This is a genomic window from Streptomyces sp. CNZ287, from assembly GCF_007827615.1.
The window spans coordinates 40,446-67,173 of sequence record NZ_VISV01000029.1 but is presented as its reverse complement, the minus strand read 5'-3'; the positions used below and the strand labels follow the sequence as shown (position 1 = coordinate 67,173).

Genomic DNA, 26,728 nt, shown 5'->3' with positions numbered 1-26,728 from the left:
CCGTCCGGATGACGACCCGGATCGCCCCTTCACCCGGCACGCCACCGGCCGCCTCACCCCCGCCACCGACGACCCGACCGGCGAACCGTGGCAGGCGGCCTGGCCCCCCGCGGGCGCCACGAGCGTGGACCTCACCGACACGTACGACTGGCTGGAGAAGCAGGGCTACGAGTACGGCTCCGGCTTCCGCGGCCTGACCGCGCTCTGGCAGGACGGGACGACCCGCTACGCGGAGGTCGTACTGCCCGAGGAGCACACCGGGGAACACGGCCCGGACGTTTTCGGGCTTCACCCGGCCCTCCTCGACGCCGCCCTCCACACCCTCCTCGTCGACGGCGGCGACAGCCCCGACGCCGGCATCCGCGTGCCGTTCGCCTGGTCCAAGGTGGCGCTGCACGCCACCGCCGCCAGCCACCTGCGCGTCAAGGCCACCACCGTCGGCCCCGACACCGCCGAGATCACCCTGTACGACACGCAGGGCGGCCTCGTCGCCGAGGTCGGCGAGCTGACCCTGCGCACCCTCCCCGCCGGCCCCCAGCCGGCCGGCATCCCCGACCACCTCTACGCCCTGCGCTGGACGCCGCAGCAACTCCCGGCCGACGCGACGGACCTCACCGGCTGGACCACCCTCGGCCCCGCCGCGCCGGTCCCCGACTCCGCCGCCCGGCACCACCCCGACCTCAACGCGCTCCTCGCCGCCGACGACCAGCCCACCGCCGTCGTCTACGCACCCGCACCCGGCGCCCCCACCCCCGCCGCCGCCCACCAGGCCGTACACGACCTGCTCACCCTCCTCCAGCAGTACCTCGCCGAACCCCGACTCACCGACACCCCCCTCGTCCTCCTCACCCGCCACGCCCACGCCCTGCCCACCGACCCCGACCCCGCGACCGACCCCGCGCACACCGCGCTGTGGGGCCTGGCGCGTTCCGCGCAGGCCGAGCACCCGGGCCGTATCCACCTCGTCGACACCGACGACCACCCCGACACCCGCACCCACCTCCCGCACGCCCTCGCCCACGCGCTCACCCACACCCAACTCGCCCTCCACCACGGCACCGCGCACACCCCCCTCCTCACCCACCTCCGCGACGATCCGCCGCTGACCCCGCCCGCCGACGCGGGCGCCTGGCGGCTGGACACCGCGACCCCCGGCACCATCGAGTCCCTGCGACTGCTGCCCGCGCCCGAGGCGTCGGCGCCGCTCGCCCCCGGCACGGTGCGGGTGTCCGTGCGCGCCGCCGGGCTCAACTTCCGCGACGTGCTCATGGCGCTCGGGATGTACCCCGGCGAGCAGATCATGGGCAGCGAGGGCGCCGGCGTCGTCACCGAGGTGGGCCCGGGCGTGACGGACCTCGCGCCCGGCGACCGGGTGCTCGGCCTGCTCCCGCACTCCTTCGGCCCGGTCGCCGTCGCCGACCGGCGCATGCTGGCGCCGATGCCGGAGGGCTGGACGTTCGCGCAGGCCGCCGCCGTGCCCGTCGTCTTCCTCACCGCGTACTACGGCCTGCGCGACCTCGGTCGGCTGGCCAAGGGCGACGCGGTGCTCGTGCACGCCGCCACCGGCGGCGTCGGCATGGCGGCCGTCCAACTGGCGCGGCACTGGGGCGCGGACGTGTACGCCACCGCCAGCCCGCCGAAGCAGGGGCTGCTGCGCGAGCTGGGGCTGCCGGAGGAGCGCATCGCCTCCTCCCGCGACCTCGACTTCGTCGAGCGGTTCCGGCGCGCGTCCGGCGGCGCCGGCATGAACGTCGTCCTCAACTCGCTGGCCCGGGAGTTCGTGGACGCCTCGCTCGAACTGCTCCCCGCGGGCGGGCGGTTCGTGGAGATGGGCAAGACCGACATCCGCGCCGCCGCCGACGTCGCGGAGCGGCACCCGGGGGTCGCCTACCGGGCGTTCGACCTGATGGAGGCGGGCCCCGACCGGATCCGCGAGATGCTCGCCGAGATCGTCACGCTGCTGGAGTCGGACGTGCTCGCCCCGCTGCCGCTGCGCACCTGGGACGTGCGGCGCGCGCCCGAGGCGTACCGCTTCATGAGCCAGGCCCGGCACGTCGGCAAGATCGTGCTGACCGTGCCGGTGCCGCCTGACCCCGCCGGCACGGTACTCGTCACCGGCGGCACGGGCGCGCTGGGCGCGCAGGTCGCACGCCACCTGGCGACCGTCCACGGCGTACGGCACCTGCTGCTCACCAGCCGCCGGGGGATGGACGCGCCCGGAGCCGCGGCGCTCCGGGCCGAGCTTGCCGCTCTCGGGGCCGAGGCCACCGTCGCCGCGTGCGACGTGTCGCGGCGCGAGGACGTCGTACGGCTCCTGGCCGGCGTACCGGCGGAGCATCCGCTCACGGCCGTCGTGCACGCGGCGGGCGTGACCGCGGACGGCACCGTCGAGACGCTCGACGCCGCCGCCGTCGACCGGGTGCTGGCGCCCAAGGTGGACGCGGTCGCGCACCTGGACGAGCTGACCCGCGGCCTCGACCTCGCCGGCTTCGTGCTGTTCTCGTCCATCGCCGGCACCCTCGGCACGGCGGGGCAGGGCAACTACGCCGCCGCCAACGCCTGGCTGGACGGGCTGGCGCAGCGCAGGCAGGCCCAGGGCCGGCCGGCGGTCTCGCTCGCCTGGGGCTACTGGGCCGAGGAGAGTGAGCTGTCCGGCCACCTCAGCGACGCGGACGTGGCCCGGCTGAGCCGCACCGGCATCCTGCCGCTGGCCACCGCCGAAGGGCTGGCGCTGCTCGACGAGGCCGTGGCGCTGGGCGACGCTGCCGTGGTGCCCGCGCGGCTGAGCACGCGCGCCGAGGAGGGCGTGGCGGTGCCTGCGGTGCTCCGGCAGGTGGTCAGGCCGGCGCGGCGCACGGCCGCGGCGGACGACTCGCCCGCGGCGGGCGGCTCGCGGGCGCAGCTCACGGAGCTGCCGGCGGCGGAACGTTCGGAGGCGCTGGTGCGGCTCGTACGTACGCACGCGGCTGCCGTGCTCGGGCACGGCTCGGCCAACTCCGTACCGCGCGATGCCGCGTTCAAGACCATCGGCTTCGACTCGCTGGCCGCCGTGGAGCTGCGCAACCGGCTCAACGCCGCGACCGGCCTGCGGCTCCCGGCCACAGCCGTCTTCGACAACCCGACCGCGGAGGCGCTCGCCGCCCTGGTCGACGGGGAGCTGCCGGGCGCACCGGCCACGGCAGCCCCTGCGGACGCCGGCGCGGGCAGCCTTGGCGAACTGGAGGACATGCTGGCCGCGGGCGCGCTCGACGAGCAGGAGCAGACGCGGCTCGCCGCGCGGCTGAAGGCCCTGCTGTGGCAGCTCGAAGACGTGCGGCAGGGCGGGGCGCAGGAGGCCGGCCCGACGGCCGAGGAGCCCGGCGGCGCGCTGGACGCGGCGAGCGACGAGGAGATGTTCGCGATGATCGACCGGGAGCTGGGCCGGGACTGACTCCCGCGCCCGGCCCGGCCGGTGGACCGGGGCGGACGAAAAGACCGCCGGCCCGCGACGAGAGTACGCGGGCCGGCGGGGCAGGTGGCGGGGATGCCGAACCCCCGCGGGTGCGGTGCGGAGAGGGTCAGGTGCTCGGAGCGGGCGAGGCCGGGTCGCGGGCGTCGACCGCCTCGTGCACGACCTCCTCCTGAGCGGCGGGCTCCCCGGACGGCTCCTCCGCGGCCGGCTCGGCGACGTCCGCCTCCCCGGCGGCAGCCGTCTCGGGGGCCGCCTCCGGCGCGTACCCCTCCAGGAAGTCCTTGAGTTCGGACAGCACGTCGGCCGCCTCCGCGCCGTCGATCACCCGGTGGTCGAAGGCGAGGCTCAGTCGCATCACCGGCGCGACTACGACGGCGCCGCCCCTGACGACCGGGCGGTCCACGATCCGCCCGAGGCCCAGCGTGACGGTCGTACCGCCGACCGAGTGGAAGCTGTCCACCGCGCGGTGGCCCAGCGAGGTGACGGCGACGGTGCCCCGCAGCTCGGGCCGGTGCGCGAACGACCGCGTCGCCAGCCGGAACAGCGTGCGGCCCACCGGCACGGGCAGCCGGTGCAGCTTGCGCACCGCCTCGAACTCCGGCATCGTCTCGGGGTCCCCGTCGCGCAGCCGGTCCACGTACTGCTGCACGTCGTCCAGGCTCGACTGCTCCAGCCTCGGCACGACCGAGGACAGCACCACGCGGCGCCCGCCCAGGGTCTTGTCCAGCGTCACCTTGCCGCCGACGGTCGCGTAGCGCGCGACCTTGGGGCGGAGCCGGCCGCGGATGGCCGCGTTGGCCTCCGGGTGCGCGGCCAGCACGCTGCCGGACGCCTTGAGGACGTACGAGACGACCGAGTACCGGCGCCCGGCGCGCCGGGCCTCCGCCCGGTGCTCCTGGATCCGGCTCATGTCCACCTCGGTGTCGAGGAAGACCGGCGCCGAGGCGCGTATCTCGTCGCAGTGGTAGAGCGTGTGGCGGCGCTCTGCGGGGAAGCGGCTGACGCTCACGCCGCGACCGCCGCCTTGTGGATGCCGCTGAGGCTGCCGGCCTCCAGCAGGTCCGGCAGCGACACGCTGCGGCCGGTGCGGCGCTCGATGGCCGCCGTCAGCCAGAGCAGGTGCACCGAGTCCCAGCCGGCGATCTCGTCCAGAGGCCGGTCGGCGTCCTCGACGGACACCGGCAGCCCCAGTTCGTCACGGATCAGCACCACAAGATCGTCGATGGTCGTCATGAAGCGGGCACTACCTTTCGGGGGTGGGTCAACGGGGCTGCGTCGCGGGCGTGTTCGTGAACGCCCGGATGTCGCGCAGGAGGGCGGTGGCGACGGCCCGCTCCGCGCCGTCGAGGTAGAAGTGGCCACCGGGGAACCGCTCGATGCGGAACGCGCCGGAGGTCAGCGGCTCCCAGGCCGCCGCCTCGTGCTCGGTCACCTTCGGGTCCGCGGTGCCGGTGAAGACGCTGACGGGGCAGCGCAGCAGGAAGCTCCGGTCGTAGCGGTACGTCTCCACGGCGGTGTAGTCGGCGCGCAGCGCCGGCAGGATCATGGCACGCATGTCCGGGTCGGCGAGGATCTGCGGGTCGGTGCCGCTCAGCTTGGTGATCTCGTCGATGAGCCCGTCGTCGTCGCGCTGGTGCACGGTCTCGACGCGCGGCGTCGCCGGCGAATGGCGGCCCGAGGCGACCAGCCCGAGGGGCGGGTTGGCGCCGTCCCGCTCCAGCCGGGCGGCGGTCTCGAAGCCGACGACCGCGCCCATGCTGTGTCCGAAGAGCACCAGCGGCAGGTCGGTCAGCGGCCTGAGCGCGGCAGCCACGCGGTCGGCGAGGGTGCGGACGTCGCGCAGCGGCTGCTCGTGCCTGCGGTCGTGCCGGCCCGGGTACTGCACGGCCACGAACTCGACCGACGGCGGCAGTTCCCGCTGCAGCGGGAAGAACGTGGTCGCCGCGCCGCCCGCGTGGGGCAGGCAGACAAGCCGTACGTCCGGCTGCCGGGCCGTGCCGAAGCGGCGCAGCCACGTCTCGTCGAACGGGATCTCAGTGGGCACCGTGCCAACGCCTTCCCGCGCTCTCCCGGGTGCGAGAGGCGGCACACGTGGAGAGCGCACCTTGAGCACTCCGACTCGTTTGTGGACCGCGACGCTACGGACACCGGTTGAAAGCCCGACAAAGAGCTTCTAAAGAGGTACGGGACCGCGGGGCGGTGGCGGGGGGCGCGGTGCCGGCGACGGCCGCGCCCCCGCGGCGTGCGGTGGTCAGGGCGGGATGCTCTTCAGCCGCGTGCCGATGTCGGCGCGCTGGGAGATGCCGAGCTTCTGGTAGATGCGGGTGAGGTGCTGCTCGACGGTGCTCACGGTGATGTGCAGCCGGTTCGCGACCTGACGGTTGGTCAGGCCCTTGGCGACGAGCGCGGCCACGCGGTGCTCGGCCCGGGTGAGCAGACGCTCCTTGCCCAGGGTGTCGTGCACGGCCTTGCTGGTCCGCTCCGGTACGGGCGTGCGCGCCACGGCCTGGTCGGGCAGGCAGTTGCGGGCGATGTGCGCGCCCGCGGCCTGCGCCCTGGCGGCCCAGGACTCGTGCCCGAGCCCGTGCAGCGCGACGCCGAGTTCGTGCAGCGTACGCGCCTGATCCAACCGGTCGCCGGTGGCGAGGAGTTCGTCCATCGCCCGGAACAGCAGCCCGGGGCGCTTGTGCGGCGGCGCCAGCCGGGCCCGTAGCCGCAGCACCATCGCGTGGTCGCGACCGCCGTGGCCGGGGGCACGGGCCGTGTGCTCGGCGAGCATGCGGGCGGACATCTGCTGGTCGCCCAGGTGCAGCCACGCCTGGGCGACGTAGAGCCGCCACGGAACCAGCGTGGGGTGGTCGACCAGGGTGCGCTCGGCGACCTTCCCGATCCGCAGGAAATCCGCGAGCGCCGAGTGCGGCCTGTTCGTGGCGAGGTGGAAGCAGCCGCGGATGCACAGGTAGCTCAGCCAGTAGACGCTCTTCTCCCACGCCGGGGGAATCGGCTTGGCGAACACCCGCGCCACCTCGTCATAGCGCCCCATCTCCATGTGCAGCGCCGCGAGTACGGCCTCGGCCGCGCACGCGTAGCCCGTGCTGCGCTCGGTGATGACGCTCTCCACCAGCCGGACGCAGTCCAGGCCGGCGGCCAGCTTGCCCTGCCGCAGCGCGACGATCGCCTGCTGGAGCGAGAAGATCGCCTGCCACCCGGGCGCGTCCCGGCTCGCCGACTCCTTGACCAGCCACTCGCACCACTGCCAGGCCGCGTCGAGCCGGTCCGCGATGACGAGGGCCTTGATCGAGCTGGCCAGCGACCAGACCGTGGCGTCGGAGAGGGTCGAGACCTCCAGCAGGTTCTCGGCGGCGGCGGCCCAGTCGCCGCGGCCGCCGAAGAGGAACGTGCCCTCGAAGGTCTGGAAGAGAGAAGTCGCCGACGCGTACGGGCTCCGCGCGCCGCCGTCGGCCGGCGGGAGCCGCGCGTTCTGGGCACCGCCCTCCTGCTCTGCATCCCGGCCATCCTGCCCGGCGTCCTCCTGCCCGGATGAGTGGTGGCTGTACCAGGCCCACAGCCAGGCGATGCTGGGGTGGTCGCCGGCGCGTACGTCCGCGGCACTCGACTCGGCGCCCTGCCGCTGCAGCACGGCGAACGCCTCCTGGACCTTGCCGTAGCTGAAGAGCAGGTCCGCGAGCCCGTCGTACGCCGTGCTCGGCATCTTGTCCGCGTGGAAGGCGCTGAGCAATGCGGTGAGATGCCGGATTTCCGTGGCCGCGGGGCTGATGCGCTGCGTGATGAGCGCCAGGCGCATGTATATCTCGATACGGTCCGGGCCGCTCGGGCTGTTTTCCAGCGCCAGTTCAAGATACCTGACGGCCAGCCGTATGTTTTCCTGTCCGATGGCCGTCTCCGCGGCGTCGCGCAACGCGGACCGCTGCCACGCCTCCGCCGCGTGCCGGGCGGCGAGGAGATGCCGGGCCACTTCCGTGGTGGGACTGCCGGCATTGTTCTGGACCACCGCCGCGCGCCGGTGCAATTCGTTTCGCTGCAGGGTGCCGAGGTCCGCAAGAATTTCCCGGGGAGCGCTCTCGTGCCGGAAATTCGTACCGTCCAGGAGGCCGGAGTGGCGCAGCGCCTCCAACTGCTGGTCCATGACGGCCGGTGAAATACGGGTCATGCCCGACAGCAGCTCGGGCGCAGCGGAATCCCCGAGCACGGAGATGAGCCGCCCCAACTCCACGGCGGTGGCGCCGCTGCGGTAAAGGCAGGACACGACGGCACGGCCGTACATCCCCAGCTCCGCCGCGGACTCCGCGCCCGTCGGCCGGGCCTCCATGTCCTCGTCCCGCAGATCCTCGAGGAGCGCGCGCAGCAGCAGCGGGCTGCCGCCGCTGAGGTGGTGCAGCAGCTCGATCCACTGCTCGTGCGGGCGGTTGACGCGCGTGGTGACCGCCGCCCGCACCCCGCGCTCGTCCAGCGGCCCCAGGTGGATGCGCTGGGCGTTCGGCCGCCGCAGCAGCTCCGTCTTGACCGGCTGGTCGCGATGGCGCAGGTGCGGGCAGTGGGACAGCAGGACGAGGGTGCGCCGGCTGCGGTGCCAGCCGACCGCCTGGAGCAGGAAGTCCAGCTCGGACCAGGGGATGTCCTGCACGTCGTCGATGCTGATCACCACCGCGCCGTTCTCCGCGACATGCGGCAGCGCGGCACTGAACTGCAGCGCGGGCGTGGCCCCCGCGGGGCCCTCGCCGGGCGGCGGGGCGGGCACTTGCGCGACGAGCTGCTGGAACAGGGAGATGGGCGGGTGCGCCGCGGTACTCCTGCCCTGGACGCTGAGGATGGTCGCGCCCATGTCGGCCGCGTGTTCTGTGATGGCGTGTAAAAGAGCACTCTTGCCGCACCCCACGCCGCCTTCGATCAGAATTGTGCGCGACATGCCGTGGAGACAGCGAGAGAAAGCAGACCGCAGCGCCTCGAATTCGGCCGCACGGATGACGAAAGCCATACCGGATTACTCACCTCCCGTTGGCACAATTGATTCGTCGTGGGAATCAATGCACCTGAGCAAGTCCAGGTCATACGGCGCTCAGGGGAAGCGCCGTACCGCGTATTCGGTTAGTAGTTTCACAGGTCGAGTTTGGTTGCGCAAGGCCGGGTTTTTCTCAGGTCGCGAGATTATGCCTAGGTCCGTTTTGCGCCATTCATCCTGGCCTTGTTGTGGTGCTGCGGAGTATACATCCCCTGGGACAATCGCATCGGTCCGCGAGCACCGCTCCCGACCTGCGGGAGCGAAGGTGGGCGTACCGGACGGCGCGTGAGCCCCCGAGGTGCGCCCTCGGGTCCCATCGTGGCGCCGCGGACGGTCCGTAGGGGGGTGGCGCAGCGAGATTTTGGCGGGACTTTGGCGCCGCGCAACAGTCTGCCCGGATGGTTGCTGCCCTTGCCTGGCTGCTGCGCGCGCTGCAGGAAGCCTTGACGTCGCTCGGCCGGGTCTGGTTCTTCATCCCGCCCGCGCCCCCTGTCTCGCCCCCGCCCCCGCCTCCGCCTCCACCGGGTCCCGCCCCGGGGCACCCCGAACGGCTGCGCCCCGACGTCCCGCTCACGGAGCAAGAGGAAGCCCTGCGCCGCCAGTTGGACGACATAGCCCTGCCGGACGCCATCGGCGAGGAGAAGAGCCCGGGGGCGTAGCCGCACGGACACCGGCGGTCAGGCACCCGGTCAGAGCCCGTACGGGGACGAAGGAGCCGGCGTACGCGGCAGGCGGCAAAGGGGAAGCCCCGGTCGGAGGGGGGATCCGACCGGGGCGGTCTGAGGGGGATACGGAGGGCGGTCGCCTCGCGGCGAAAGGCTCCATGGGGCTTCAGCCGAACGATCTTCCCCACGGGCGAGAGGTGAGGCCCGGGGACACTGTTCCCTCCGTACCCACGCCCGGTTCAACGGGAGGTGACCTCCGGTTGTTCCATGCCCGCCTCCGGGAGGGTGTGAAGCGCGACACAGCGGGGCCGCGGTGTCAGTCCAGCCAGCGGCCACCGCGCATCAGCTCGCGCCCCGGCAGCTCGTTCACCTCGCGCCACGCCCGGATCCGCCGCGGGGTGATCCGGAACCAGCGGTACCGGGCGGACAGCCCGCGCGGGTCGAAGCCCGAGCGCGCCGCGAAGCGGTCCCCGTGCTCCCGCGGCAGCGCCTCCAGCTCGAAGGACTCGACATCGCCGTCGATCACCGTGACGTCCCGCGTCGGCCCCAGCGCCAGCCGCGCGGTCCCGGTCGCGGCCAGGTTCCTGCCGGTCGGGCTCTCCGCGGGCGTCGCCACCCACAGCGCCTCGCCGTCCCAGGAGAAAGACAGCGGTACGAGATACGGCACGCCGTCCGGCGCCGCGCTCGCCACCCAGACGTCGACGTCGTGGGCCAGCCGGTGCTCGGTGTCCCGGCGGCGCAGCGCGCGGGTGCGGGGCTCGGCGGGGTGCGTGGCTGCGGTCATCTCTCGCTCCTGGTCGTCGTGAGGCTCGTACGCGATCCGCCGGCCGGAACCGCACCGGGCCCGATCGCCACCACAGCCTCGCCCTGCCCACCCCCGCACCGCCTCCGTGCTGACCACGGAGAACACCGCGGATAATGAGATCGTGTCCACCCCGCCGATCTCCGCCCGCGAAGCCGACGTGCTCGCGCTCCTCGGCGAGCACCTGAGCAACGCCGAGATCGCCGCCCGCCTCTTCATCTCCGTACGCACCGTCGAATCACACGTCTCCTCCCTCCTGCGCAAGCTGCACCTGCCCGACCGGCGCGCCCTCGCCCGCCACGCGGCCGCCCCCACCGCCCGCCCCGGGCAGACCGCGCCCGCCCTGCCCGCGCCGCTGACCTCGTTCGTCGGCCGCGCGCGGGAGCGCGCCGAGCTGGCCGCCGCCGTACGGGAACGGCGGCAGGTCACCGCCGTGGGCCCCGGGGGCGTCGGCAAGACCCGCCTCGCGCTCGCCGTCGCCGGCGACCTGGCCGGCGAGTTCGCCGACGGCGTGTGGTTCGCCGACCTGGTCCCGGTCACCGAACCGGCACGGGTGGGCGCCGCGGTCGCCGCCGCCGTGGGCGTGGGCGAGCAGCCGGGACGCGACGCGGACGACGCCGTACTCGCCGCGCTCGCGGACCACGACGCGCTGCTCGTCCTGGACAACTGCGAGCACGTACGCGAAGGAGTCGCCCCGCTCCTGGAGCGGCTGCTCAGCGCCTGCCCCAAGCTGCGCGTGCTCGCCACCAGCAGGGCCCGGCTCCTGGTCCCCTTCGAACGCGTCTTCCCGGTGCCCCCGCTGTCCCGCGACGGCGGCGACGAATCCGACGCCGTGGCCCTGTTCATGGACCGCGCCTCCGCGGTCGGCTGGCCGCCGGGACCGGGCGCAAGCGAGGGCGTCGCGGCCGTCTGCGAACGGCTCGACGGCATGGCGCTGGCCATCGAGCTGGCCGCCGCCCGCTGGTCCACGCTCGGGCTCGACGGCCTGACCGCGGGCCTCGGCGACCAGCTCCGGCTCCTCACCGGCGGCGCCCGCGCGGACGACCGCCATCGCTCGGTGCGCGCGGTCCTCGACTGGAGCCACGACCTGCTGGAGCCGGAGGACCAGGTGCTGCTGCGCCGGGTGTCGGTGTTCGTCGCGCCGTTCACCGCCGCGGCGGCGGCAGAGGTCGCCGGAGACGGCCCGCAGGACGCCGCCGCCGTCGCCGACGGCCTCGGCCGGCTCGCCGAGCAGAGCCTCCTCGCCGTCGCCCCGACCGCGGCCGGCACCCGCTACCGGGCCCTGGAGACCATCCGCCAGTACGGGGCCGGGCACCTCGCCGCCGCGAGCGAGGAGACCGCCGTACGCACCCGCCACCTCGGCTGGTGCACCGCCGCCGCCGGGGAGCTGACCGGCGCCGGCGGCCCGGACTGGCGCGCCCGGTTCGACGACCTCGCCGAGGACCTGCGGGTCGCGCTCGGCTGGGCCGCAGCCCGGCCAGAGCTTCGTGCCGGGGCCCACCGGCTCGCCCTGTCGCTGGCCGGGCTGGCGTTCACCCGCACCCTGCTCGGCGAGGCCCAGCAGCGGTACGAGCAGGCCGCAGCCCTCGCCGACGGGGCGGGCGCTGCGGTCGCGCTGCGGCAGGCCGCTGCGGTCGCCGGCTGCCGGCGGCTCGGCGACGACGTGTACCGCCTGCACCGCGCCGCCGCGGAGGCCGCCGAGCGCGCGGGCGACTCCGCGGCCGCCGGCCGCGATCTCGCCGAGGCCGCCACCGCCGCGTACCGCTTCTCGACCTCCTTCGTCCGGCTCCCCGCCGTCGCGGAGGTCACCGCGATGCTTGCCCGCGCCCGCGAGCTGGCCGGCGCCGACCCCCGCGCGAGCGCGGCCGTCGCGCTGGCTGAGGCGGCGGTGGTCAGCGACGCGTACGGCGCCGTGCAAGGCGACGCGGAGAACGCCGTGGCAGAGACGATCGAGCGCGTCGAACGGGCCGTCGCCCTGGCCCGCCGCGCGGCCGACCCGGTGACGGAGTCCGCCGCCCTCGATGCCCTGTCCGGCGCCCTGAGCTGGGCCGGCGACGCCTTCGCCACCGCATCCGCCACCCGCCGCAGGACGGAGGCGCTGGCGCCCCTGCCGCCCACGCCCGCCGTCACCCACGAGCGGATGGACGCCCTCGCCATGGCCGCCGGCACCGCGGTCGGCGCCGGTGAACTGGAGTGCGCCCGCGAGTGGGGCAGGGAGCTCGCCGAGCACCCGCTGCTCGCAGAAGCCGGCCACCACGCCACCTCATGGCTGCTCGTCGCCGACGCCTTCGCCGGCCGCGCCGACGAGGCCCTCGCCCACGCCGTCCGCTTCCGCGACTCCTTCGAGCACAGCGGCGGGCAGCAGTCGCTCTCCCTCGCCGCCGGAGCCGCGTCGGTCGCCATGGTCCACGGGCTGCGCGGCGACGACACCGCCCGCGCCACCTGGCTCGCCCTCGCCGCCCGCGCGGACACCACGCCGGAGCACCGGCACGGCTACGGCGCCGTCTTCGACGCCACCGTCCTGCTCCACCGCGGCGACGCACGGGCCGCGCTGGAGCGGGTCGCGCCCGAGCCGGAGGAGGTGTGGAAGTGGGTGTGCTGGATCTGGCTGCACTGGTACGTCGCGCTGCGCGCGGAGGCGGCGGTGCTCGCCGGCCACCCGGCCGCCCGCGAGCGGATCGTCGCGGCCCGCGCCGTCGTCGCCGGCAACCCGGTCGCCGCCGCCCAGGTGGACCGCGCCGAGGCGCTGCTCGACGGCGACCTGTCGCGGCTGCCCGCCCTCGCGGGGGCGTTCACCGCGGCGGGGAGCCCGTACCAGGCGGCCCGGACGCTGCTGCTCGCCGGCGGCGACCACACCGCGACGGGCGAGGCGGCGCTGGCCGGCCTCGGCCTCGTACCGGACGACACGGGCACGCGGGACGCCGGACCGCAGGATGCGGAGCGGAAGGACGCCGCACCCGAGGACGCCGGACCGCCGCCGCGGCGGCGCCCGCGCCCGGCTAGCTGACCGCCTGCTTCACCAGCGCCGCGATCCGCGCCTCCACCTCGTCCGTCACCTCGGTCAGCGCGAAGCCCGCCGCCCACATCGTGCCCTCGTCCAGGTTGGCCAGATCGCTGAACCCCAGCGTCGCGTAGCGCGCGTTGAACTTCCCCGCGCTCTGGAAGAAGCAGACGACCTTGCCGTCCCGCGCGTACGCCGGCATGCCGTACCAGGTCTTCGGCGCCAGCTCCGGCGCCGTCGCCGTGACGACCGCGTGGATCCGCTCGGCCATGACCCGGTCCGAGTCGTCCATCTCCGCGATCTTCGCGAGCACGTCCCGCACCGCCTCCGCCGCCTTGTCCGCCTTCGAGCCGCGGCGCGCCGCCTTCTTCCGCTCCTGGGCGTACTCCTTCATCGCGGCCCGCTCCTCGGCCGAGAACCCCTCGTACGCGCCGCCGGTCTCGCTCGTGCCCATGATCACTCCCGTGTTCCCGGCTCCGGCCCGGTCCTTCACCCGGCCGATCGCCATGCGCACAGCCTCGCTCCGGAGAGCCGCGGAACGCCTCCGTGCCCACCACGGAATCCGTCACGGACGTACCCGCCCGTGGCCCACAGTCCCGCCCGGATTGGGCTGGACGGGGGGCAGTTGGGTGTGTCTGCCCGTAATAGGGTGGTGCCGCGACCGGCTTCTCCTACGGTTCTCACGTTCCGCTCTGGTGCGTAGCACCGCGAAAGGAGATCCCCGATGTCGATCCGCAAGGCTGCCGCCGCCCTGGTGGCCACCGCCGCCCTGACCCTGGGCGCGCTCGCCACGACGCCGTCGCTCGCCGCAGCCGACTCCGAGGGCCAGAAGGCGCAGGCCGCGCCCGCCGCGCCCGCCGGGCAGGCCAACCCCTACCCATACCGCGGCAAGGTGCTCGGCAACAGCGTCGTCTACAAGCGGGCCAAGCCGACGACGCGCAGCGACATCCTCGGGTGGGCCGACTCCGGGACGATCGTCCGTATTCAGTGCAAGGTCATCGGACAGAACGTGCTGGGCAACAACAGGTGGTACCGCGTGCCCGTGCGCGGCGGCGGTTACGGCTACATGTCCGCCCGCTACGTGCTGAACCTGGACCGGATTCCCTTCTGCCGGCCGTGACCCCCCCGCGGCTCACCCCCGCCGCCACGCCCGGCCGGTCCCACCGGCCGGGCGTTCGCATGGGCCTAGCCGCCCGCGCGCCGTGCGGGGACGCCCGGGATGCGAGGAGGGTGCGCGCGTCGGTGCCGCAGGGTGCGCAGGTATGAGCGCGCGGTGGTGCCGCCGGCGCGCGCCGTGCACAGCAGGCGGGTGCTGCGGCGGCGTTGGAAGATGTCGTAGTCGTCGCGGACCACCTCGGCGAGCACCGTACGGCCCAGCTCCAGGTACTGCCGTGGCAGTTCCTGCCCCGACGGATGGACGTGGCGGTGCCAGCCGTCCGCGAGCCGGAAGAAGCGCCGGATCCGGTCGGCTTCGAAGCGGACGGCCTCCCGCAGCGACGGGGTCATCCGCTGCCGGGCGGCCGCGGTGGTGAGGTCCTCGCGGCCGAGTCCGTGGCGTTCGAGGTCGGCGAGGGGGAGGTAGACGCGGCCCAGGAGGGCGTCCTCGGCGATGTCGTCGAGGAAGTCGAGCATGTAGACGCCGTAGCCCAGGGCGATGGCCTTCACCGTCGCCTCCTCGTCGACCGGTTCCAGCAGGGCGTTGACCCAGATGCTCATGTCCCCGCTGACGGAGCGCATGTGCAGCTCCAGATCCTCGAACGTCGCGTACGAGCTGGTGTCCAGGTCTGTCCGCAGCGTGCGCAGGAAGCGCCGGATCCCCTCCGGATCCATGTCCCAGGTACGCACCGTGTGGGCGAGCGCCCGGCAGATCAGCACGGCCTCCGCGGTCACGGGCCCGGCGCCGGTGCCCGCGGTGGCGGCGGTGCCCGGGTCGATCCGGCGCAGCGCCTCGTGCCGCAGCGCGTCGAACCGCTCGGCACGCTCGTGCATGCCCTGCTCGGTGGTGTCGAGGACGTCGCCCGCGTACCCGCAGAACGCGAGTATCGCGTCGTAGTACGGGCGTTTGCCGGGCGGCAGCAGGAAGCGCGCGATGGGAAACGCCGCGGAGTTGCGGCGCCTCACGTACCGGCCGCAGGCGGCGTACGCGGCCCCGGCCTCCGTGCCGCGCAGCCCGGCGGCGCTCAGTTCATGGGCGAACACCCTGCATCTCCCCTTCCGCCGGCACCGGGCGGGCCTCGTGCGCCGGGCGGATCAGCGCGTACCCCTGCGACGGCGGCGGGTGCAGGCTCCCGCCGCGGGAGAAGAGCAGCTCCGCCGCCGGAATGGGCCGGTGGTAGAAGCACACCGACGAGGCGACGCCGAACACGTCGGCGGAGCCGAGGAAGAACGGCAGCTCGGCCTCCAGGTAACCCAGGCCCGCCTCGACCTGGCCCGGCGAGGGCTCCGCGCCCCGTAACTGCGAGCGCAGCGCGGACGCGCTCATCTCCAGGCAGCAGCGGCGCAGTTCCGCGTCCTCCGCGAGCCCCCGCACCACCTGCGCGCGCAGGCTCCGGTAGACCGCGTCGCCGGCGAGCGCCGACAGCGGGTGCACGTGCTCCGCGCCCGACGCCCCGATTCCCGCCTGCTGCCACGACCGCAGGATCCGGCTGCGCGCGGTGGCGGTCTCCCGGGTGGTCTTGCGCTTCGCGTACGCCGCCGGGTGCCCAGCGACCAGCAGGTTGTCGTGGTAGGAGGAGTCGGGGACGACGACGTCGATCGTCTCGAAGCGCGCGTGCAGCCACCGCAGCAGCCCGCGCAGCACGTCGCCGTTGAAATAGCTGTTGCCTAGGCTGACTCCGACGACGACGTGCACGCCGGACTCGAACACCCGGGCGCAGTTCGGTGTCAGGGGCGTATCGGTGAATTCCACCAGGGATACCTCCGAGAGGTTCCCGCCGGTGACGGGGACGGTGCCCGGGGCGGGAGACGGGGGACGGCGAACCGATCCGGGCGATGGGGGCACCACTAGATCGTCCGTTGATTACCCATAGCATCCGTATGGGCACTGAAAGTGAAGGCGCGTGCGCTAAAGCGCCCCCCGCGGTACGCCCGCGCCCCCGACTGCGCCGCCGGGATCCGCGGGACCCGCCGCGGCGGTCGGCCATCGCCGTCAGCCGCCCGGTGCCCCGACGTCGCCGCGCTCGCGACCGCCCGCTCCACGTCGGGGCGGGGATCGTCCCACCTCGGCCACGTCGCCACGGGGCGCTCCGCGATCTGCTCGAGCAACTCCGCGTCCGCGCCGCGCCCCTGCCGCCGCCACTCCAGCACCTGCCGGGCGGCGGCGGAGTCGGGATCGACCCAGTGCGGCACCGTGGCTGCCGCCGGCTTCCCCCGCCAGCCCGCGGCATCCCGGGCGCCGGGCGGGGGCGGGCAGCCGAGGGCGACCCCGAGAAGCGCGACGCACACGAGCGTACGGATCCGCGCCGACATCTCGTCCCCTGCGAACAGGCGCCGAGAATCGGTCGTGATCACGGCACGGGCAATCGCTCGCGCACCATAACCCTGATGCCCATCCGTGCCCGGACACCCGACCGGGCGAGCGCCTTCACCGGCCGCCGCGCCGTACGCCGTTCACCCGGACGGGGCACGTCCGCCCAGGTCGGTACGGCGGTGTCCGTATCGCCCCTGAGCTGCGCAGACATGGAGATCCGCGAGGGCCGCGGCCCGTACCGGCGGGGCATGGATATGCATCCCGCCGAATTCACCGCTTTCCTCGAATGAACAGCGATTCCCCATCCGCCGCGCCCGGATTCCGCGCCCGGCACCGCTACCGGAGGACTCGGCCATGCCCCGCATACCCGCCGCGGACGACGCCGCGCCCGCCGAGCCGGGGTGAAGCCTCCGTGCGGTACTCGCCGGGCTTGACCCCCTCCGTGGGCAGAGAGCGCCGACACCGGCGGGTGCCGCACGGAGTTCTCTGCGCCAATGCGGTGACGCGCGCCGTGGCGCGGCCGGACAAGGCCCCGGTTCCTGCATGTGAAAAGTAGGTTATGTAGCTAATCATCCACTATGTGCATGCGAGCGATGGGGCCATGAAGAGACTGACGAAATACCTTGATCTGCCGCTGGTGCAGCGGTTTCTGGGCAACCGTTTGGCGATCGGTGCCGCGTGCGCCCTCATGGTGGTGACGGGAGTGGTGGCCGCCATGCTGACCACCGGCGGAACCGAACCGGTCAGCGACGCCAAGTCGGCCGTACGGGACACCGCGGCCGAGTCCGCCGAGCCCGAGGACCAGCCCGCGGGCCGGTCCGGGAAAGAGCCGGGGGAGCAGGCCGGGGAGGTGGCCGGGGCGCGGTCCGGCCAGGAGGAGGCCGCGGAACCCCCGGGCGGGGCGCGGGATTCGGCGAAGCCCGGCGAGCAGCCGCCCGCGCCCTCCGGAGGCGGGCACCACCCGTCGCGCCGCTCCGCCGGGGACGGCCACCGGCTCGCCACCTCGTTCGGCAACGCCACGTTCTTCGTCGGCGCCGCCATCGCCCCCGGCACGTACGCGACCCGGGGCTCCGACGGCGAGCCCGGCGGCTGCCGGTGGGCGCGGCTGGTCGACAACCGCGGCGAGCTGATCCCGGTCATCAGCGGCTCCACCTGGGACCCGACCCGCATCACGGTCCACGACGGCGAGTTCGTCCGGAGCACGGGCTGCCAGACCTGGAGCCGCATCGGCTCCGGCGGTCCGCACCACGGCAAGTAGGCGCGGCCCGGGGTCCGTCGCCCGCCGCATCACCCGGACGCCACGCGCGTACGACACGACTGCCGCCCCCGGCGCCGCCAGGGTGGAGGCGTACGTGCAGGCGCGTGGAGCGGCGGCGAGGAGTGGTGGCGATGATGGCGGTGTCGAGAGCGGCGAAGGCGGTGCGGTGGCACCGGGGCAGGGCGGCGGCGCTGTCCGCGGTGCCGGCGGCGGTGGCACTGCTGGTGTCCGGGGCAGCCGGCCCCGCGCCGGCGTCGGCCGCGCAGGGCGAGGCCCCCGATGTCGTCGCCCGCGAGGCATACTTCCTGCCGCCGGAGAACGCCGAGCCGGACGACGGGCTCACGTACGATCCGGCGCTCGTGCCCGCGGGCGCCGGCATCGGCGTGGCCGGGGTGGGCAGGCACGGCACGACGCATCTCCGGCTCACCCTGACCGGCCTGATTCCCGACCGTACGTACGGCGCACACGTCCACACCCGGCCCTGCGGCAGCACCCCCGACGAAGCCGGGCCGCACTACCAGAACGAGCCGGACCCCGTGCAGCCGTCCGTCGACCCCGCGTACGCCAACCCGGACAACGAGGTGTGGCTGGACTTCACCACCGACCTCCGGGGCAACGCCGAAGCCACGGCGCGCCAGGACTGGCGGTTCCGGCCGGGCGAAGCCCGCTCCGTCGTCGTCCACGAGCACGCGACGACGCACTCGGGCGAGGCCGGCAAGACGGGCGCGCGACTGGCCTGCCTGTCGGTGCCGTTCGCGTAGCGGGGGAGTGGTCAGGGGTGGCCGGTCGTACGCGCAGGTCGACGCGGATCGCGGCGGGCGCGGTGGCGCTCGCGCTTCTCGGCGCCGCCGGGGTGGTGGTCTGGCTCTTCGCGCTCCCCCCGAGCCTCGTCCCCGACGCCCTGCGCTCCCACGCGCCGCAGGCCGTCGCCGACGACGCCAAGCCGCCGCCCCTCCGGGTACAGCAGCGTGCGTCGGCCTTCCGCGTGCCGTACCGCGCGCCGGCCTCCGGGCTGCCGCACAGCTCCGGCTTCGCCGTCGGCGGCTCGGCGGACATGCCCGCCCTCGGTGACCTGCTGTACCGGCGCCGGATGAGCGAGACGTTTCCGGTCCCGGCCGGGCTCGACGGCCCCGGCACCTTCGAGACCGTTCCCGGCCACGATCCGGCCCCGGGCACGGGCCGGGTGGTGCGCTACCGCGTCGACGTCGAGGACGACGTACCCCTGGACGGCCGGATGTTCGCCAGGGCCGTAGAGGAAACCCTCAACGACGCGCGGAGCTGGGGCGACGACGGCCGGCTGGCCTTCGAGCGGGTCTCGACCGGGACCGCCGACTTCGCCGTCACCCTCGCCAGCCCCGGCACCACGGGGGAGTGGTGCGCCATGTCGGGCTTCGACACCACCGTCGACAACGTCTCGTGCGACTCCGGCATGACCGAGCGCGTCCTCATCAACGCCTTCCGCTGGGCCCAGGGCTCGACGACCTACGGCGACGACATGTTCGGCTACCGCCAGATGCTCATCAACCACGAGGTGGGCCACCGGCTTGGGCACCTGCACGCCTCCTGCGCAAGGGACGGGGCGCGCGCGCCCGTGATGATGCAGCAGACGCTGTCCCTCACCGCCGACGGCGCGCGGTGCGAGACGAACCCCTGGCCGTACCCGGATCGCGGCTGACCCCTGCAACCGGGACAGGCACCCCTTCTCACCCGTTCAGCGCACCACGGGGGTGCTCCCCGGGGGTCCCCCGACTCCCGGCCGCCGCGGCGGGACTCGCGGAAACGTGGCTGATCAGCGGTCCCGACACGATGGCCGAGGGCGTTCTACGGGCAGTCCGCAGAGCGTTGTTCGAGATGCGGCAAGCCGCCATCTGTTCCCATCCTGAGTGCGGCGGAAAGTTCGTCGAACAGGAATGTGGAGGACCCTCGCATGGCTCTCCCACTGGCGGAACGAATAGCGACGGTCGCGCGTCGGCACCCGGAGAACCCCGCACTGTTCTGGCAGGGCCGTGCGGTGTCGTACCGGGACCTGCTTGCGATGGCCCGCACCGCGGAGAAGAGCATCGCCGCGCTCCGCATCCCGGAGGGAAACCCCGTCGCCGTCGTCGCCGCGAAGTCACCCGAGAGCATCGCCGTCGTCCTCGCCTGCATGCACACCGCCAGGCCCGTGCTGGTGCCCGCCGCCGACGTGACCGGCAAACCGCTGGACGGACTTCTCGCCGAAACCGGCGCCCTCGTGCTCCCCGAGCCGCGTGCCCTCACCACCGGCACCGCGGGACCGGCCGTCGCCGGGAAGCCCGCCGAGAGCCGGGTGCCCGAGGGCACCGCCCTGATCCTCACGACCTCGGGGTCCACCGGCTTCCCCAAGGCGGTGCCGCTGCCCGCGGCGGCGATCGGCGCCTTCGTGGAGTGGGCCGCGGCGACGTTCCGCATCCGCGTCGGCACGTGCGTACTGAGCTACGCGCCGCTCAACTTCGACCTCAGTCTCTTCGACGTCTGGACCACCCTCTCCCACGGCGGCCAGGTCGCCCTGGTGGCGCAGGACCGCGCCGCCCGGCCCGGCCACCTGCGCACGTTGCTGCGGCAGTGCCCGGTGCACGTGGTCCAGGGCGTGCCGATGCTCTTCCAGCTCCTCGCCGCAACCGAAAGGCACCCCGGCGGCGACGAGTTCTCCTCGGTCGCCGACGTCCTCGTGACAGGCGATTCGCTGTCCTCCGCAGGACTCGCCGCGCTGCCCGTCCTCTTCCCCCGGGCGCGTATGCACAACGTCTACGGCTGTACGGAGACCAACGACACCTTCGTCCACGAGATGGAACCCGACGGCGACCTCGGCCGCTACGGCGCCGTGCCGATCGGCCGCCCCGTCGAAGGGGTCGCCGCGGACATCGTCACCGACGACGGCACCGTCCTCGAAGGCCCGGGGCATGGCGAGCTGATCGTCACCTCCCCCTTCCAGACCAGCGGTTACCTCGACCCGGCGCAGCACGCCAAGTCGTTCGTCGGCCATCCCGACGGCGTGACCCCCGGCCCGTACTACCGCACCGGGGACCTCGTGACCCGCCACCCCGACGGCGCACTCACCCTCGACGGCCGCAGCGACTTCCTCGTCAAGATCCACGGCATCTGCATCAACACCGCCGCCGTCGAAGGCGCGCTGCGCTCCCATCCCGAGGTGGCGGACGCCGTGGTCTTCGCCCTGCCCGACGAGCGCACCGGCAGACGGCTGCACGCCGTCGTGCACCGCGCCGCCGGGTCGATGCTCAACAGCCTGCGGCTGCGCGAGCACGTCGCCGCGGAGCTGCCGCGCGCCGGCATACCCAGCGGCATCGAGTTCGTCGACGCGCCGCTGCCGCGCACCGCCACCGGGAAGATCGACCGGCGCAGCGTGGCGAACAGCCTCTGACCGCGGGTCCCGTACGAGGAAGGAACGACGCATGCCCCGCATCGACGCCACGGACCTCCTCCCGGACGACGTCCGCACCATCACGTCGATCGACGGCTTCGCGGCATCTGCCGCCCGACGGTGAAGGCCCGCTGACCGTGCCCGTCGACGTGCTGCCCGCCCTCGCCGCCCGCCGCCCGGTGGACGGCCCGGCTACCTTCGACGTCACCACCGCCGCGGCGCTGCTCGCCGCGGCCATGGGCATCCGCGTCGTCAAGACCAGCTCGCACGACTCCACCCGCCGCTCCGGCTCCCTCGGCACCCTGGAGCGGCCCACCGATCCCGGCCTGTACGCCGTCGCCGCCCGGATCGCCGACAGCCGTCCGCACCGCGCGCTCTGGCTCACCCGCAACGGCCTCGGCACCGGCGATCTGCTGAGCTTCGCCGCCAACGCCGTACGCCCCGGCCCGAACCGGTCCGAGACGACGAGCGCGCCCGGCTTCGCCAGCGGCGGCCACCCGCACACCGGCACCCTCGCCGACCTACGCCCCGCCGGCCCCGGCGAGCCGGCCGAGACGCACCTGCGCGCGTTGCTGCGCGGTGAGGGCCCGGCTGCCGCGCGGGAGACCGTCTGCCTCAACGCCGCCGTCGCCGCTCTCGCCGCGGGCGCGGACCAGAGCCTGGCCGAGACGTTCCACGCCGCCGAGGACGCGGTGCGCGACGGCGCCGCCGTACGGCTCGTCGCGGGCCGCGCCGCCCTCGACTCCGCCATGGCCGAATACGGCCTCGAAGAGGAACTGCGCAGCGCCCCCGCCGTGACCTTCCACTCCGGCACCGCGGAGACCCAGTACCACCACATAGCCGCGACGCTCGGCCTGGGGCGCGCCGCCTGACGCGGGAGGACACCGATGACGACGACCACGGGCCTGGAAAGCGCCCTCGCCCCCACCGAGTTCCTGAACTCCGGCGACCCCGACATCCGCGCCTTCGTCCGCCGCGTGCTGCCCCGGGACGGGCTCGGCAGCAGGGACGCGGCCGTACGCCTCTACTACGCGGTGCGCGACGGCATCGACTACGAGGTCTACGGCGCGGACCTGTCCCGCACCGGCGTCACCGCCGGGCAGGTGGCCCGTACCGGCAAGGGCGTGTGCATCCACAAGTCCGTGCTCTACGCCGCCGCCCTGCGCGCCGCCGGCATCCCCGCGCGGCTCGTGCTCACCGACGTGCGCAACCACCTGCCGTCACCCGCGCTGCGCAAGCTCAGCGGCGGCGATACCTTCCGCTACCACACCTTCACCACCGTCCACCTCGACGGCAGATGGGTGCGCGCGACCCCCGTCTTCAACCGGCTGCTCTGCCGCCTGTACGGCATGCGCCCCCTCGACTTCGACGGCCGAGCCGACAGCGTCCACCATCTGTACGGCGACGACGGGACCCGCCACATGGAAGTCGTCCGCGAGCACGGCGAGTTCGACGACCTGCCGTACGAGCGGGTTCTCGACGGGATGCGCGCAGGGCACCCCGGCATCTTCGCGGACCCCACGAGCACCCGGCTGGTCACCGGCTCGCTGCACGCCGACGCCGGCGCGCGGAAGGGCTGAAGTCGCGCGTGGATCAAGGTGTGCGGCATCACCGCGGAGCACCACGGCGGCATCGAAGCCGCCGCAGGACACCCCTCGCCGGCGCTCGTCGGCGCCGATCGCCGCGCCCGGGACCGGGTGCGGCGACCAGTCAAGCAGGAGGAACGGCATGACCTTTCCGGCTGAGAGCACCCCCGTGAAGGCGACGGACCAGCGCTTCGGTGACGCGCTCGCTGTGGCCGACCTACCCGTGATCATGGAGATCAAGCAGTGCAGGGCGGGCGGTGAGAACCTGATGCAGGGCCGTACCGCCGGCGATCTGGTGCGTCGCTACGAGGAGTTGGGTGCGCCCGCGCTCTCCGTCCTCACCGGCTCGTGGTTCGGCGGCACGGCCCGGCTCCTGGACGAGGTGGTCGCGGCGACCTCGCTGCCGGTCCTCGTCAAGGACTTCTTCACCAAGGAGAAGCAGATCAGGCAAGCCGCCGAGGCGGGTGCGGCGGCCGTGCTGCTCACCGCCACGATCCTGCCGCACCGGCTCATGGGGGTGCTGATCGACGCCTGCCTGGCCCACGGCGTCACGCCGTTCGTCGAGATCACCTCCGGCGCCGAACTGTCCGCGCTCACCCGGCCCGAGGCGTGCGTCGTGGCCGTGAACAACAAGGATGTCCGCGGACGTGAGAGCGACGAGCCCGACCTGGGCCGCAGCCACGACCTGCTGCCGCGCGTCCGGGCCGCCGGCGCGGGGCTGGCCGTCAGCGCGAGCGGCATCGCCACCCCCGAGAAGGCCGCCGGGCTGCTCGCGGCCGGCTTCCGCGGTCTGCTGATCGGCACCGGGCTGCCGCGCGCGGAGGACATGGACGCCTGGTTCGGCGACCTGCGCGCACTGCTGCCCGGCGCAGAACAGGCGGCCGGGGACGGACCGCGGCGTCATGCGGATGAGTCCTCCGTACGGACAGCGGCAGCCGGCCCTGCGGAACGGTCAGCCGCGAGGAGCGCGCAGAGCCCGGGCGCCGCCGCGGCCTGACGCCGGCAGCCCGGGCGCCGTAGCCGGTCACCGGCCGGATGTACGTGCCCGGAGCCCGCCCTCCGCCCCGGCGCCGACTCCACCGCGCCCGGGAAAGCAGGGCCTGTCCGCGACGATGCTGTGCGCGCCCTCAGCGGGCGACCGGGCGGCGACCGACCGCGCGGGGCCGGATCTCTTCTGTGCCGGGCATCGCCCCGGCCGGTACGTTCTGGTACTCCTCTTCCACGGGCCCGTAGCCCGCGGCGGCGGCACCCCAGGGCAACCGGGCGGAAGGAGCCGGACGATGACCGGACCGAACGGCGCACGGCCGTACGAAGGACCGGGCCGGCGAAGGCTCCTCGGCTACGTGCTGGCCGCCCCCACCCTCGTGGCCGCCGCCCCACTCGCGCCCGCCCCCGCGGCCGGTGCCGCCCCCGCCGTGCCGGACCTCACCGAACTCCTCGACCTCAACGACGTCATGACCGCCGCCGCGCTGCCCACCTCCGGCCTCATCACCGTCGAGATCGAAGCCGACGGCACCGTCTCCTTCGCCCTGCCCCGCGCCGAGGTCGGACAGGGCATCACCACCTCCACCGCCATGCTCGTCGCCGAGGAACTCGCGGTGCCGCCCGAGCGGGTACGGGTCACGCTGGCCGAGGCCCGCCCCGAGCTGCTCTTCAACCAGCTCACCGGCGCCTCCAACACCACCATCGCCACGTACACCCCCATCCGTGTCGCCGCCGCCGTCGCCCGCCACCGGCTGCTCACCGCCGCCGCGGCCGAACTCGGCGCGCCCGTCGGGCACCTGACCCTGCGCGACGGCACCGTCCACGACCGCTCCGGCGCCGCCGTCGGCATCGGCGCCCTCGCCCCCAAGGCCGCCGCCACCCGCTCCGAGCCCGTCGAGGTCCGGCTCACCGCCCGCGAGGACTTCACGGTCATCGGCAGGCCCCACAACCGTATCGACGCGCTGGACGCGGTCACCGGCCGCAAGAAGTTCGCGATGGACCTCGACGTCCCCGGCGCGAAGCCCACGATGGTCTGCCGCCCGCCGACCATCAACGGCAAACCGGGCGCTGTGGCCAACCTCGCCGAGGTCGCCGCCATGCCGGGCGTCACGGACGTCGTGCCGATCGATACCGGCGTGGCCGTACGCGCCGCGACCTTCGGCCAGTGCATCGATGCCGTACGAGCCCTGCGCGTCGACTGGCTGCCCGGCACCGCCGAGGGCAAGTCCGACGAGACCGTGCTCCGTGAACTCGCCGCCGCCGAGCCGCCGATGGGGCTGCCCCCGCTCACGCCCCACGTGGAGGGCAAGTTCACCTTCCACTTCCGCAGCAACAGCGCGCTCGAACCCAACTGCGCCATCGCCGACGTACGTCCCGACCGCGCCGAGGTCTGGTCGGCGCTCAAGTCGCCGGTCGTCGCCAAGGAGGCCATCGCCGCCAGGCTCGGCCTGCCCCTCGGCCGCGTCACCGTCCACGTCGTCCAGGGCGGCGGCTCCTTCGGCCGCAAGCTGTTCTTCGACGCCGCGCTGGAAGCCGTCGAGGTCTCCCGCAGAATCGGCAAGCCCGTCAAGCTCATGTGGCACCGCGCCGACGACGCCCGCCAGGGCCGTACGCACCCGATGGCCACCTCCCGGGTGCGCGCCGACTACGCCGGCGGCGCCGTCCTCGGCTTCAGGCAGCGGCACACCAGCGTCGCCACCGACTTCGGCCACGGGCTCGGCGAGCTGTTCACCGCCATGGCCGCGCGGCTGCCGGTCGGCGACATCGGCTTCTCCCAGACCTTCTTCCACCTCACCCAGTCCATGCCGTACGAGTTCGGGCCGGCCACCCGGCTCCTCAACGAGACCGACAAGGGCTTCAACACCGGCAGCATGCGCAACGTCTACTCGCCGGACGTCGTCTGCGCCCGGGAACTGGTCGTGGACCGGCTCGCCGCGAAGATGGGCAAGGACCCGTACGGCTTCCGCCGCGACTTCCTGCGCGACGCACGCTCCCGCGCGGTCCTGGCGAAGGCCGCGGAAGCCGGCGACTGGGGGCGGCAGATGCCCGAGGGCACCGCGCAGGGCATCGCCTTCCACTCCGAGTACAAGTCGGTCAGCGCCGCCCTCGTGGAGATCGACTGCCGCCCCGGGACCGTGAACCGCCCCATCCGCGACGGCGTCGCGGGCCCCCGCGTCACCAGGGCCGTCTTCGCCGTCGACGTCGGCCTCACGGTCAACCCGCGCGGGCTCCAGGCCCAGATGATGGGCTGCCTCATGGACGGCATCGCCCAGACGCTGACCTCCAGTCTCCACCTGCGGGACGGGCACTTCCTGGAGGCGAGCTGGGACAACTACTTCTACACCCGGCAGTGGAACACCCCGCCCGAGCTGGAGATCATCGTCATGCCCGACACCTCCGACGAGCCCGGCGGTGCGGGGGAGTTGGGCGTCGCCGCGTCGATGGCCGCGGTGGCGTGCGCGTACGGGCGGGCGACCGGGACGATGCCGACCGTCTTCCCGATCAACCACGGCACGCTCTCCTTCGAGCCCAAGCCGACCGTCCCGCCCATCCCCGCGTCCCCGACCGACGGCCTGGACCAGGCTCGCTGAGGCAAGGAGACCCCCGTGCCCGAGCACACCTTCCGCGTCAACGGCGAGCAGGTCACCGTCGACGCTGCCGACGACGAGCGTCTGCTGTGGGTGCTGCGCGACATCCTCGGCATCACCGGGCCGAAGTACGGCTGCGGCATCAACGTCTGCAAGGCGTGCACCAGCCACCTCAACGGCAAGGCGGTCAACCCCTGCGCGATCCCCGTCGGCGAACTCCGCCCGGCCGACGAGGTCACCACCATCGAGGGCCTCGCGGACACCGTCGACGACGAGCTGCACCCCATGCAGCAGGCGTGGCTCGACCACGACGTCGTCCAGTGCGGCTACTGCCAGCCCGGCCAGATCATGGCCGCCGTCGCCCTGGTGCGCCGCGTGGCAGCCGAGGGCCGCGAGATCACCGACGACGACCTCGACGGCCTGCGCAACATCTGCCGCTGCGGCACCTACGTCCGTATCCGCGAGGCCATCAGGGCAGGCGCGGAACGGATGTGAGACGGGTCG

Annotated in this window: 21 protein-coding genes; 13 read left to right on the top strand and 8 right to left on the bottom strand. The window is 74.0% G+C overall.

Annotated elements, in window-relative coordinates:
- Window positions 1-3,430: SDR family NAD(P)-dependent oxidoreductase (locus FB457_RS33450; protein WP_145784324.1), on the top strand; the 3,430-nt coding region annotated here is incomplete at its 5' end.
- A gap of 127 nt (window positions 3,431-3,557) precedes the next feature.
- Here FB457_RS33450 and FB457_RS33445 read toward each other — a convergent pair.
- The 4 genes from FB457_RS33445 to FB457_RS33430 form a co-directional block, all read right to left on the bottom strand.
- On the bottom strand, window positions 3,558-4,460 hold the full coding sequence (locus FB457_RS33445) for a 2-oxo acid dehydrogenase subunit E2 (RefSeq protein ID WP_145784322.1): 903 nt from the start codon (window positions 4,458-4,460) through the stop codon (window positions 3,558-3,560).
- A complete protein-coding gene (locus FB457_RS33440) occupies window positions 4,457-4,684 on the bottom strand; it encodes an acyl carrier protein (RefSeq protein WP_047014281.1) in 228 nt (75 codons plus the stop codon). Before FB457_RS33440 ends, FB457_RS33445 begins: the two co-directional genes overlap by 4 nt.
- 28 nt (window positions 4,685-4,712) lie before the next feature.
- Window positions 4,713-5,495 carry a thioesterase II family protein gene (locus tag FB457_RS33435; protein WP_486589229.1) on the bottom strand — a complete coding sequence of 261 codons (783 nt, stop codon included), beginning with the start codon at window positions 5,493-5,495 and terminating at the stop codon, window positions 4,713-4,715.
- A gap of 207 nt (window positions 5,496-5,702) precedes the next feature.
- Window positions 5,703-8,447 (bottom strand): LuxR C-terminal-related transcriptional regulator, encoded by a 2,745-nt coding sequence (locus FB457_RS33430; RefSeq protein ID WP_145784318.1) that lies wholly within the window; start codon window positions 8,445-8,447, stop codon window positions 5,703-5,705.
- Window positions 8,448-8,869: 422 nt separating this feature from the next.
- Between FB457_RS33430 and FB457_RS33425 the strand changes: the two genes are divergently transcribed.
- The gene (locus tag FB457_RS33425; RefSeq protein WP_047014278.1) at window positions 8,870-9,130 is read left to right on the top strand and encodes a DUF6059 family protein; all 261 of its coding nucleotides are present in this window, start codon (window positions 8,870-8,872) and stop codon (window positions 9,128-9,130) included.
- A gap of 322 nt (window positions 9,131-9,452) precedes the next feature.
- Here FB457_RS33425 and FB457_RS33420 read toward each other — a convergent pair whose 3' ends face one another.
- On the bottom strand, window positions 9,453-9,920 hold the full coding sequence (locus tag FB457_RS33420) for a pyridoxamine 5'-phosphate oxidase family protein (RefSeq protein WP_145784316.1): 468 nt from the start codon (window positions 9,918-9,920) through the stop codon (window positions 9,453-9,455).
- Window positions 9,921-10,062: 142 nt separating this feature from the next.
- Here FB457_RS33420 and FB457_RS33415 point away from each other — a divergent pair, with 142 nt between their 5' ends.
- The gene (locus tag FB457_RS33415; RefSeq protein ID WP_145784313.1) at window positions 10,063-12,945 is read left to right on the top strand and encodes a LuxR C-terminal-related transcriptional regulator; all 2,883 of its coding nucleotides are present in this window, start codon (window positions 10,063-10,065) and stop codon (window positions 12,943-12,945) included.
- On the opposite strand, the gene FB457_RS33410 is transcribed toward FB457_RS33415, so the two are convergent.
- Window positions 12,938-13,393: an iron chaperone gene (locus FB457_RS33410; protein ID WP_047019679.1), complete on the bottom strand. Its 456-nt coding sequence runs from the start codon at window positions 13,391-13,393 to the stop codon at window positions 12,938-12,940. The two genes, FB457_RS33415 and FB457_RS33410, sit on opposite strands and share 8 nt — an antisense overlap.
- A gap of 270 nt (window positions 13,394-13,663) precedes the next feature.
- Here FB457_RS33410 and FB457_RS33405 point away from each other — a divergent pair, with 270 nt between their 5' ends.
- Complete coding sequence (locus tag FB457_RS33405) at window positions 13,664-14,059, top strand: SH3 domain-containing protein (RefSeq protein WP_047014276.1); 396 nt, start codon at window positions 13,664-13,666, stop codon at window positions 14,057-14,059.
- Window positions 14,060-14,124: 65 nt separating this feature from the next.
- On the opposite strand, the gene FB457_RS33400 is transcribed toward FB457_RS33405, so the two are convergent.
- Window positions 14,125-15,138 (bottom strand): phytoene/squalene synthase family protein, encoded by a 1,014-nt coding sequence (locus FB457_RS33400; RefSeq protein WP_047014275.1) that lies wholly within the window; start codon window positions 15,136-15,138, stop codon window positions 14,125-14,127.
- Window positions 15,125-15,847: a tRNA-dependent cyclodipeptide synthase gene (locus FB457_RS33395; protein ID WP_047014274.1), complete on the bottom strand. Its 723-nt coding sequence runs from the start codon at window positions 15,845-15,847 to the stop codon at window positions 15,125-15,127. The genes FB457_RS33400 and FB457_RS33395 overlap by 14 nt, the downstream gene beginning before the upstream one ends.
- Window positions 15,848-17,009: 1,162 nt before the next feature.
- Between FB457_RS33395 and FB457_RS33390 the strand changes: the two genes are divergently transcribed.
- The 9 genes from FB457_RS33390 to FB457_RS33350 all read left to right on the top strand — a co-directional run bounded on the left by FB457_RS33390 (window position 17,010) and on the right by FB457_RS33350 (window position 26,719).
- Window positions 17,010-17,666 (top strand): Rv1352/Rv1906c domain-containing protein, encoded by a 657-nt coding sequence (locus tag FB457_RS33390; protein WP_145784311.1) that lies wholly within the window; start codon window positions 17,010-17,012, stop codon window positions 17,664-17,666.
- Between the two features lie 131 nt (window positions 17,667-17,797).
- Window positions 17,798-18,427 (top strand): superoxide dismutase family protein, encoded by a 630-nt coding sequence (locus FB457_RS33385; protein ID WP_145784330.1) that lies wholly within the window; start codon window positions 17,798-17,800, stop codon window positions 18,425-18,427.
- A 17-nt stretch (window positions 18,428-18,444) separates the two neighbouring features.
- Window positions 18,445-19,341 (top strand): DUF3152 domain-containing protein, encoded by an 897-nt coding sequence (locus FB457_RS33380; protein WP_047014271.1) that lies wholly within the window; start codon window positions 18,445-18,447, stop codon window positions 19,339-19,341.
- Window positions 19,342-19,593: 252 nt separating this feature from the next.
- Window positions 19,594-21,066, top strand: a complete 1,473-nt coding sequence (locus FB457_RS33375; protein ID WP_107086074.1) for an AMP-binding protein — start codon at window positions 19,594-19,596, stop codon at window positions 21,064-21,066.
- A 137-nt stretch (window positions 21,067-21,203) separates the two neighbouring features.
- Window positions 21,204-21,938: a hypothetical protein gene (locus FB457_RS33370; RefSeq protein ID WP_052770188.1), complete on the top strand. Its 735-nt coding sequence runs from the start codon at window positions 21,204-21,206 to the stop codon at window positions 21,936-21,938.
- Between the two features lie 15 nt (window positions 21,939-21,953).
- Window positions 21,954-22,646, top strand: coding sequence for a transglutaminase-like domain-containing protein (locus FB457_RS33365; protein ID WP_047014269.1), 693 nt, complete (start codon window positions 21,954-21,956; stop codon window positions 22,644-22,646).
- A gap of 148 nt (window positions 22,647-22,794) precedes the next feature.
- The gene (locus tag FB457_RS33360) at window positions 22,795-23,649 is read left to right on the top strand and encodes a beta/alpha barrel domain-containing protein (RefSeq protein ID WP_145784309.1); all 855 of its coding nucleotides are present in this window, start codon (window positions 22,795-22,797) and stop codon (window positions 23,647-23,649) included.
- Window positions 23,650-23,932: 283 nt separating this feature from the next.
- On the top strand, window positions 23,933-26,227 hold the full coding sequence (locus FB457_RS33355; protein WP_145784307.1) for a molybdopterin cofactor-binding domain-containing protein: 2,295 nt from the start codon (window positions 23,933-23,935) through the stop codon (window positions 26,225-26,227).
- 15 nt (window positions 26,228-26,242) lie between these two features.
- Window positions 26,243-26,719: a (2Fe-2S)-binding protein gene (locus FB457_RS33350; protein WP_125933442.1), complete on the top strand. Its 477-nt coding sequence runs from the start codon at window positions 26,243-26,245 to the stop codon at window positions 26,717-26,719.
- Window positions 26,720-26,728: the final 9 nt, after the last annotated feature.

Excerpts from the sequence above, each read along its gene's own strand:
- FB457_RS33440 (WP_047014281.1), bottom strand. The coding sequence starts at position 4,684 with ATGACGACCATCGACGATCTTGTGGTGCTGATCCGTGACGAACTGGGG.
- FB457_RS33430 (WP_145784318.1), bottom strand. The coding sequence starts at position 8,447 with ATGGCTTTCGTCATCCGTGCGGCCGAATTCGAGGCGCTGCGGTCTGCT.
- FB457_RS33425 (WP_047014278.1), top strand. The coding sequence starts at position 8,870 with ATGGTTGCTGCCCTTGCCTGGCTGCTGCGCGCGCTGCAGGAAGCCTTG.
- FB457_RS33420 (WP_145784316.1), bottom strand. The coding sequence starts at position 9,920 with ATGACCGCAGCCACGCACCCCGCCGAGCCCCGCACCCGCGCGCTGCGC.
- FB457_RS33410 (WP_047019679.1), bottom strand. The coding sequence starts at position 13,393 with ATGGGCACGAGCGAGACCGGCGGCGCGTACGAGGGGTTCTCGGCCGAG.
- FB457_RS33405 (WP_047014276.1), top strand. The coding sequence starts at position 13,664 with ATGTCGATCCGCAAGGCTGCCGCCGCCCTGGTGGCCACCGCCGCCCTG.
- FB457_RS33390 (WP_145784311.1), top strand. The coding sequence starts at position 17,010 with ATGAAGAGACTGACGAAATACCTTGATCTGCCGCTGGTGCAGCGGTTT.
- FB457_RS33385 (WP_145784330.1), top strand. The coding sequence starts at position 17,798 with ATGATGGCGGTGTCGAGAGCGGCGAAGGCGGTGCGGTGGCACCGGGGC.
- FB457_RS33375 (WP_107086074.1), top strand. The coding sequence starts at position 19,594 with ATGGCTCTCCCACTGGCGGAACGAATAGCGACGGTCGCGCGTCGGCAC.
- FB457_RS33365 (WP_047014269.1), top strand. The coding sequence starts at position 21,954 with ATGACGACGACCACGGGCCTGGAAAGCGCCCTCGCCCCCACCGAGTTC.
- FB457_RS33360 (WP_145784309.1), top strand. The coding sequence starts at position 22,795 with ATGACCTTTCCGGCTGAGAGCACCCCCGTGAAGGCGACGGACCAGCGC.
- FB457_RS33355 (WP_145784307.1), top strand. The coding sequence starts at position 23,933 with ATGACCGGACCGAACGGCGCACGGCCGTACGAAGGACCGGGCCGGCGA.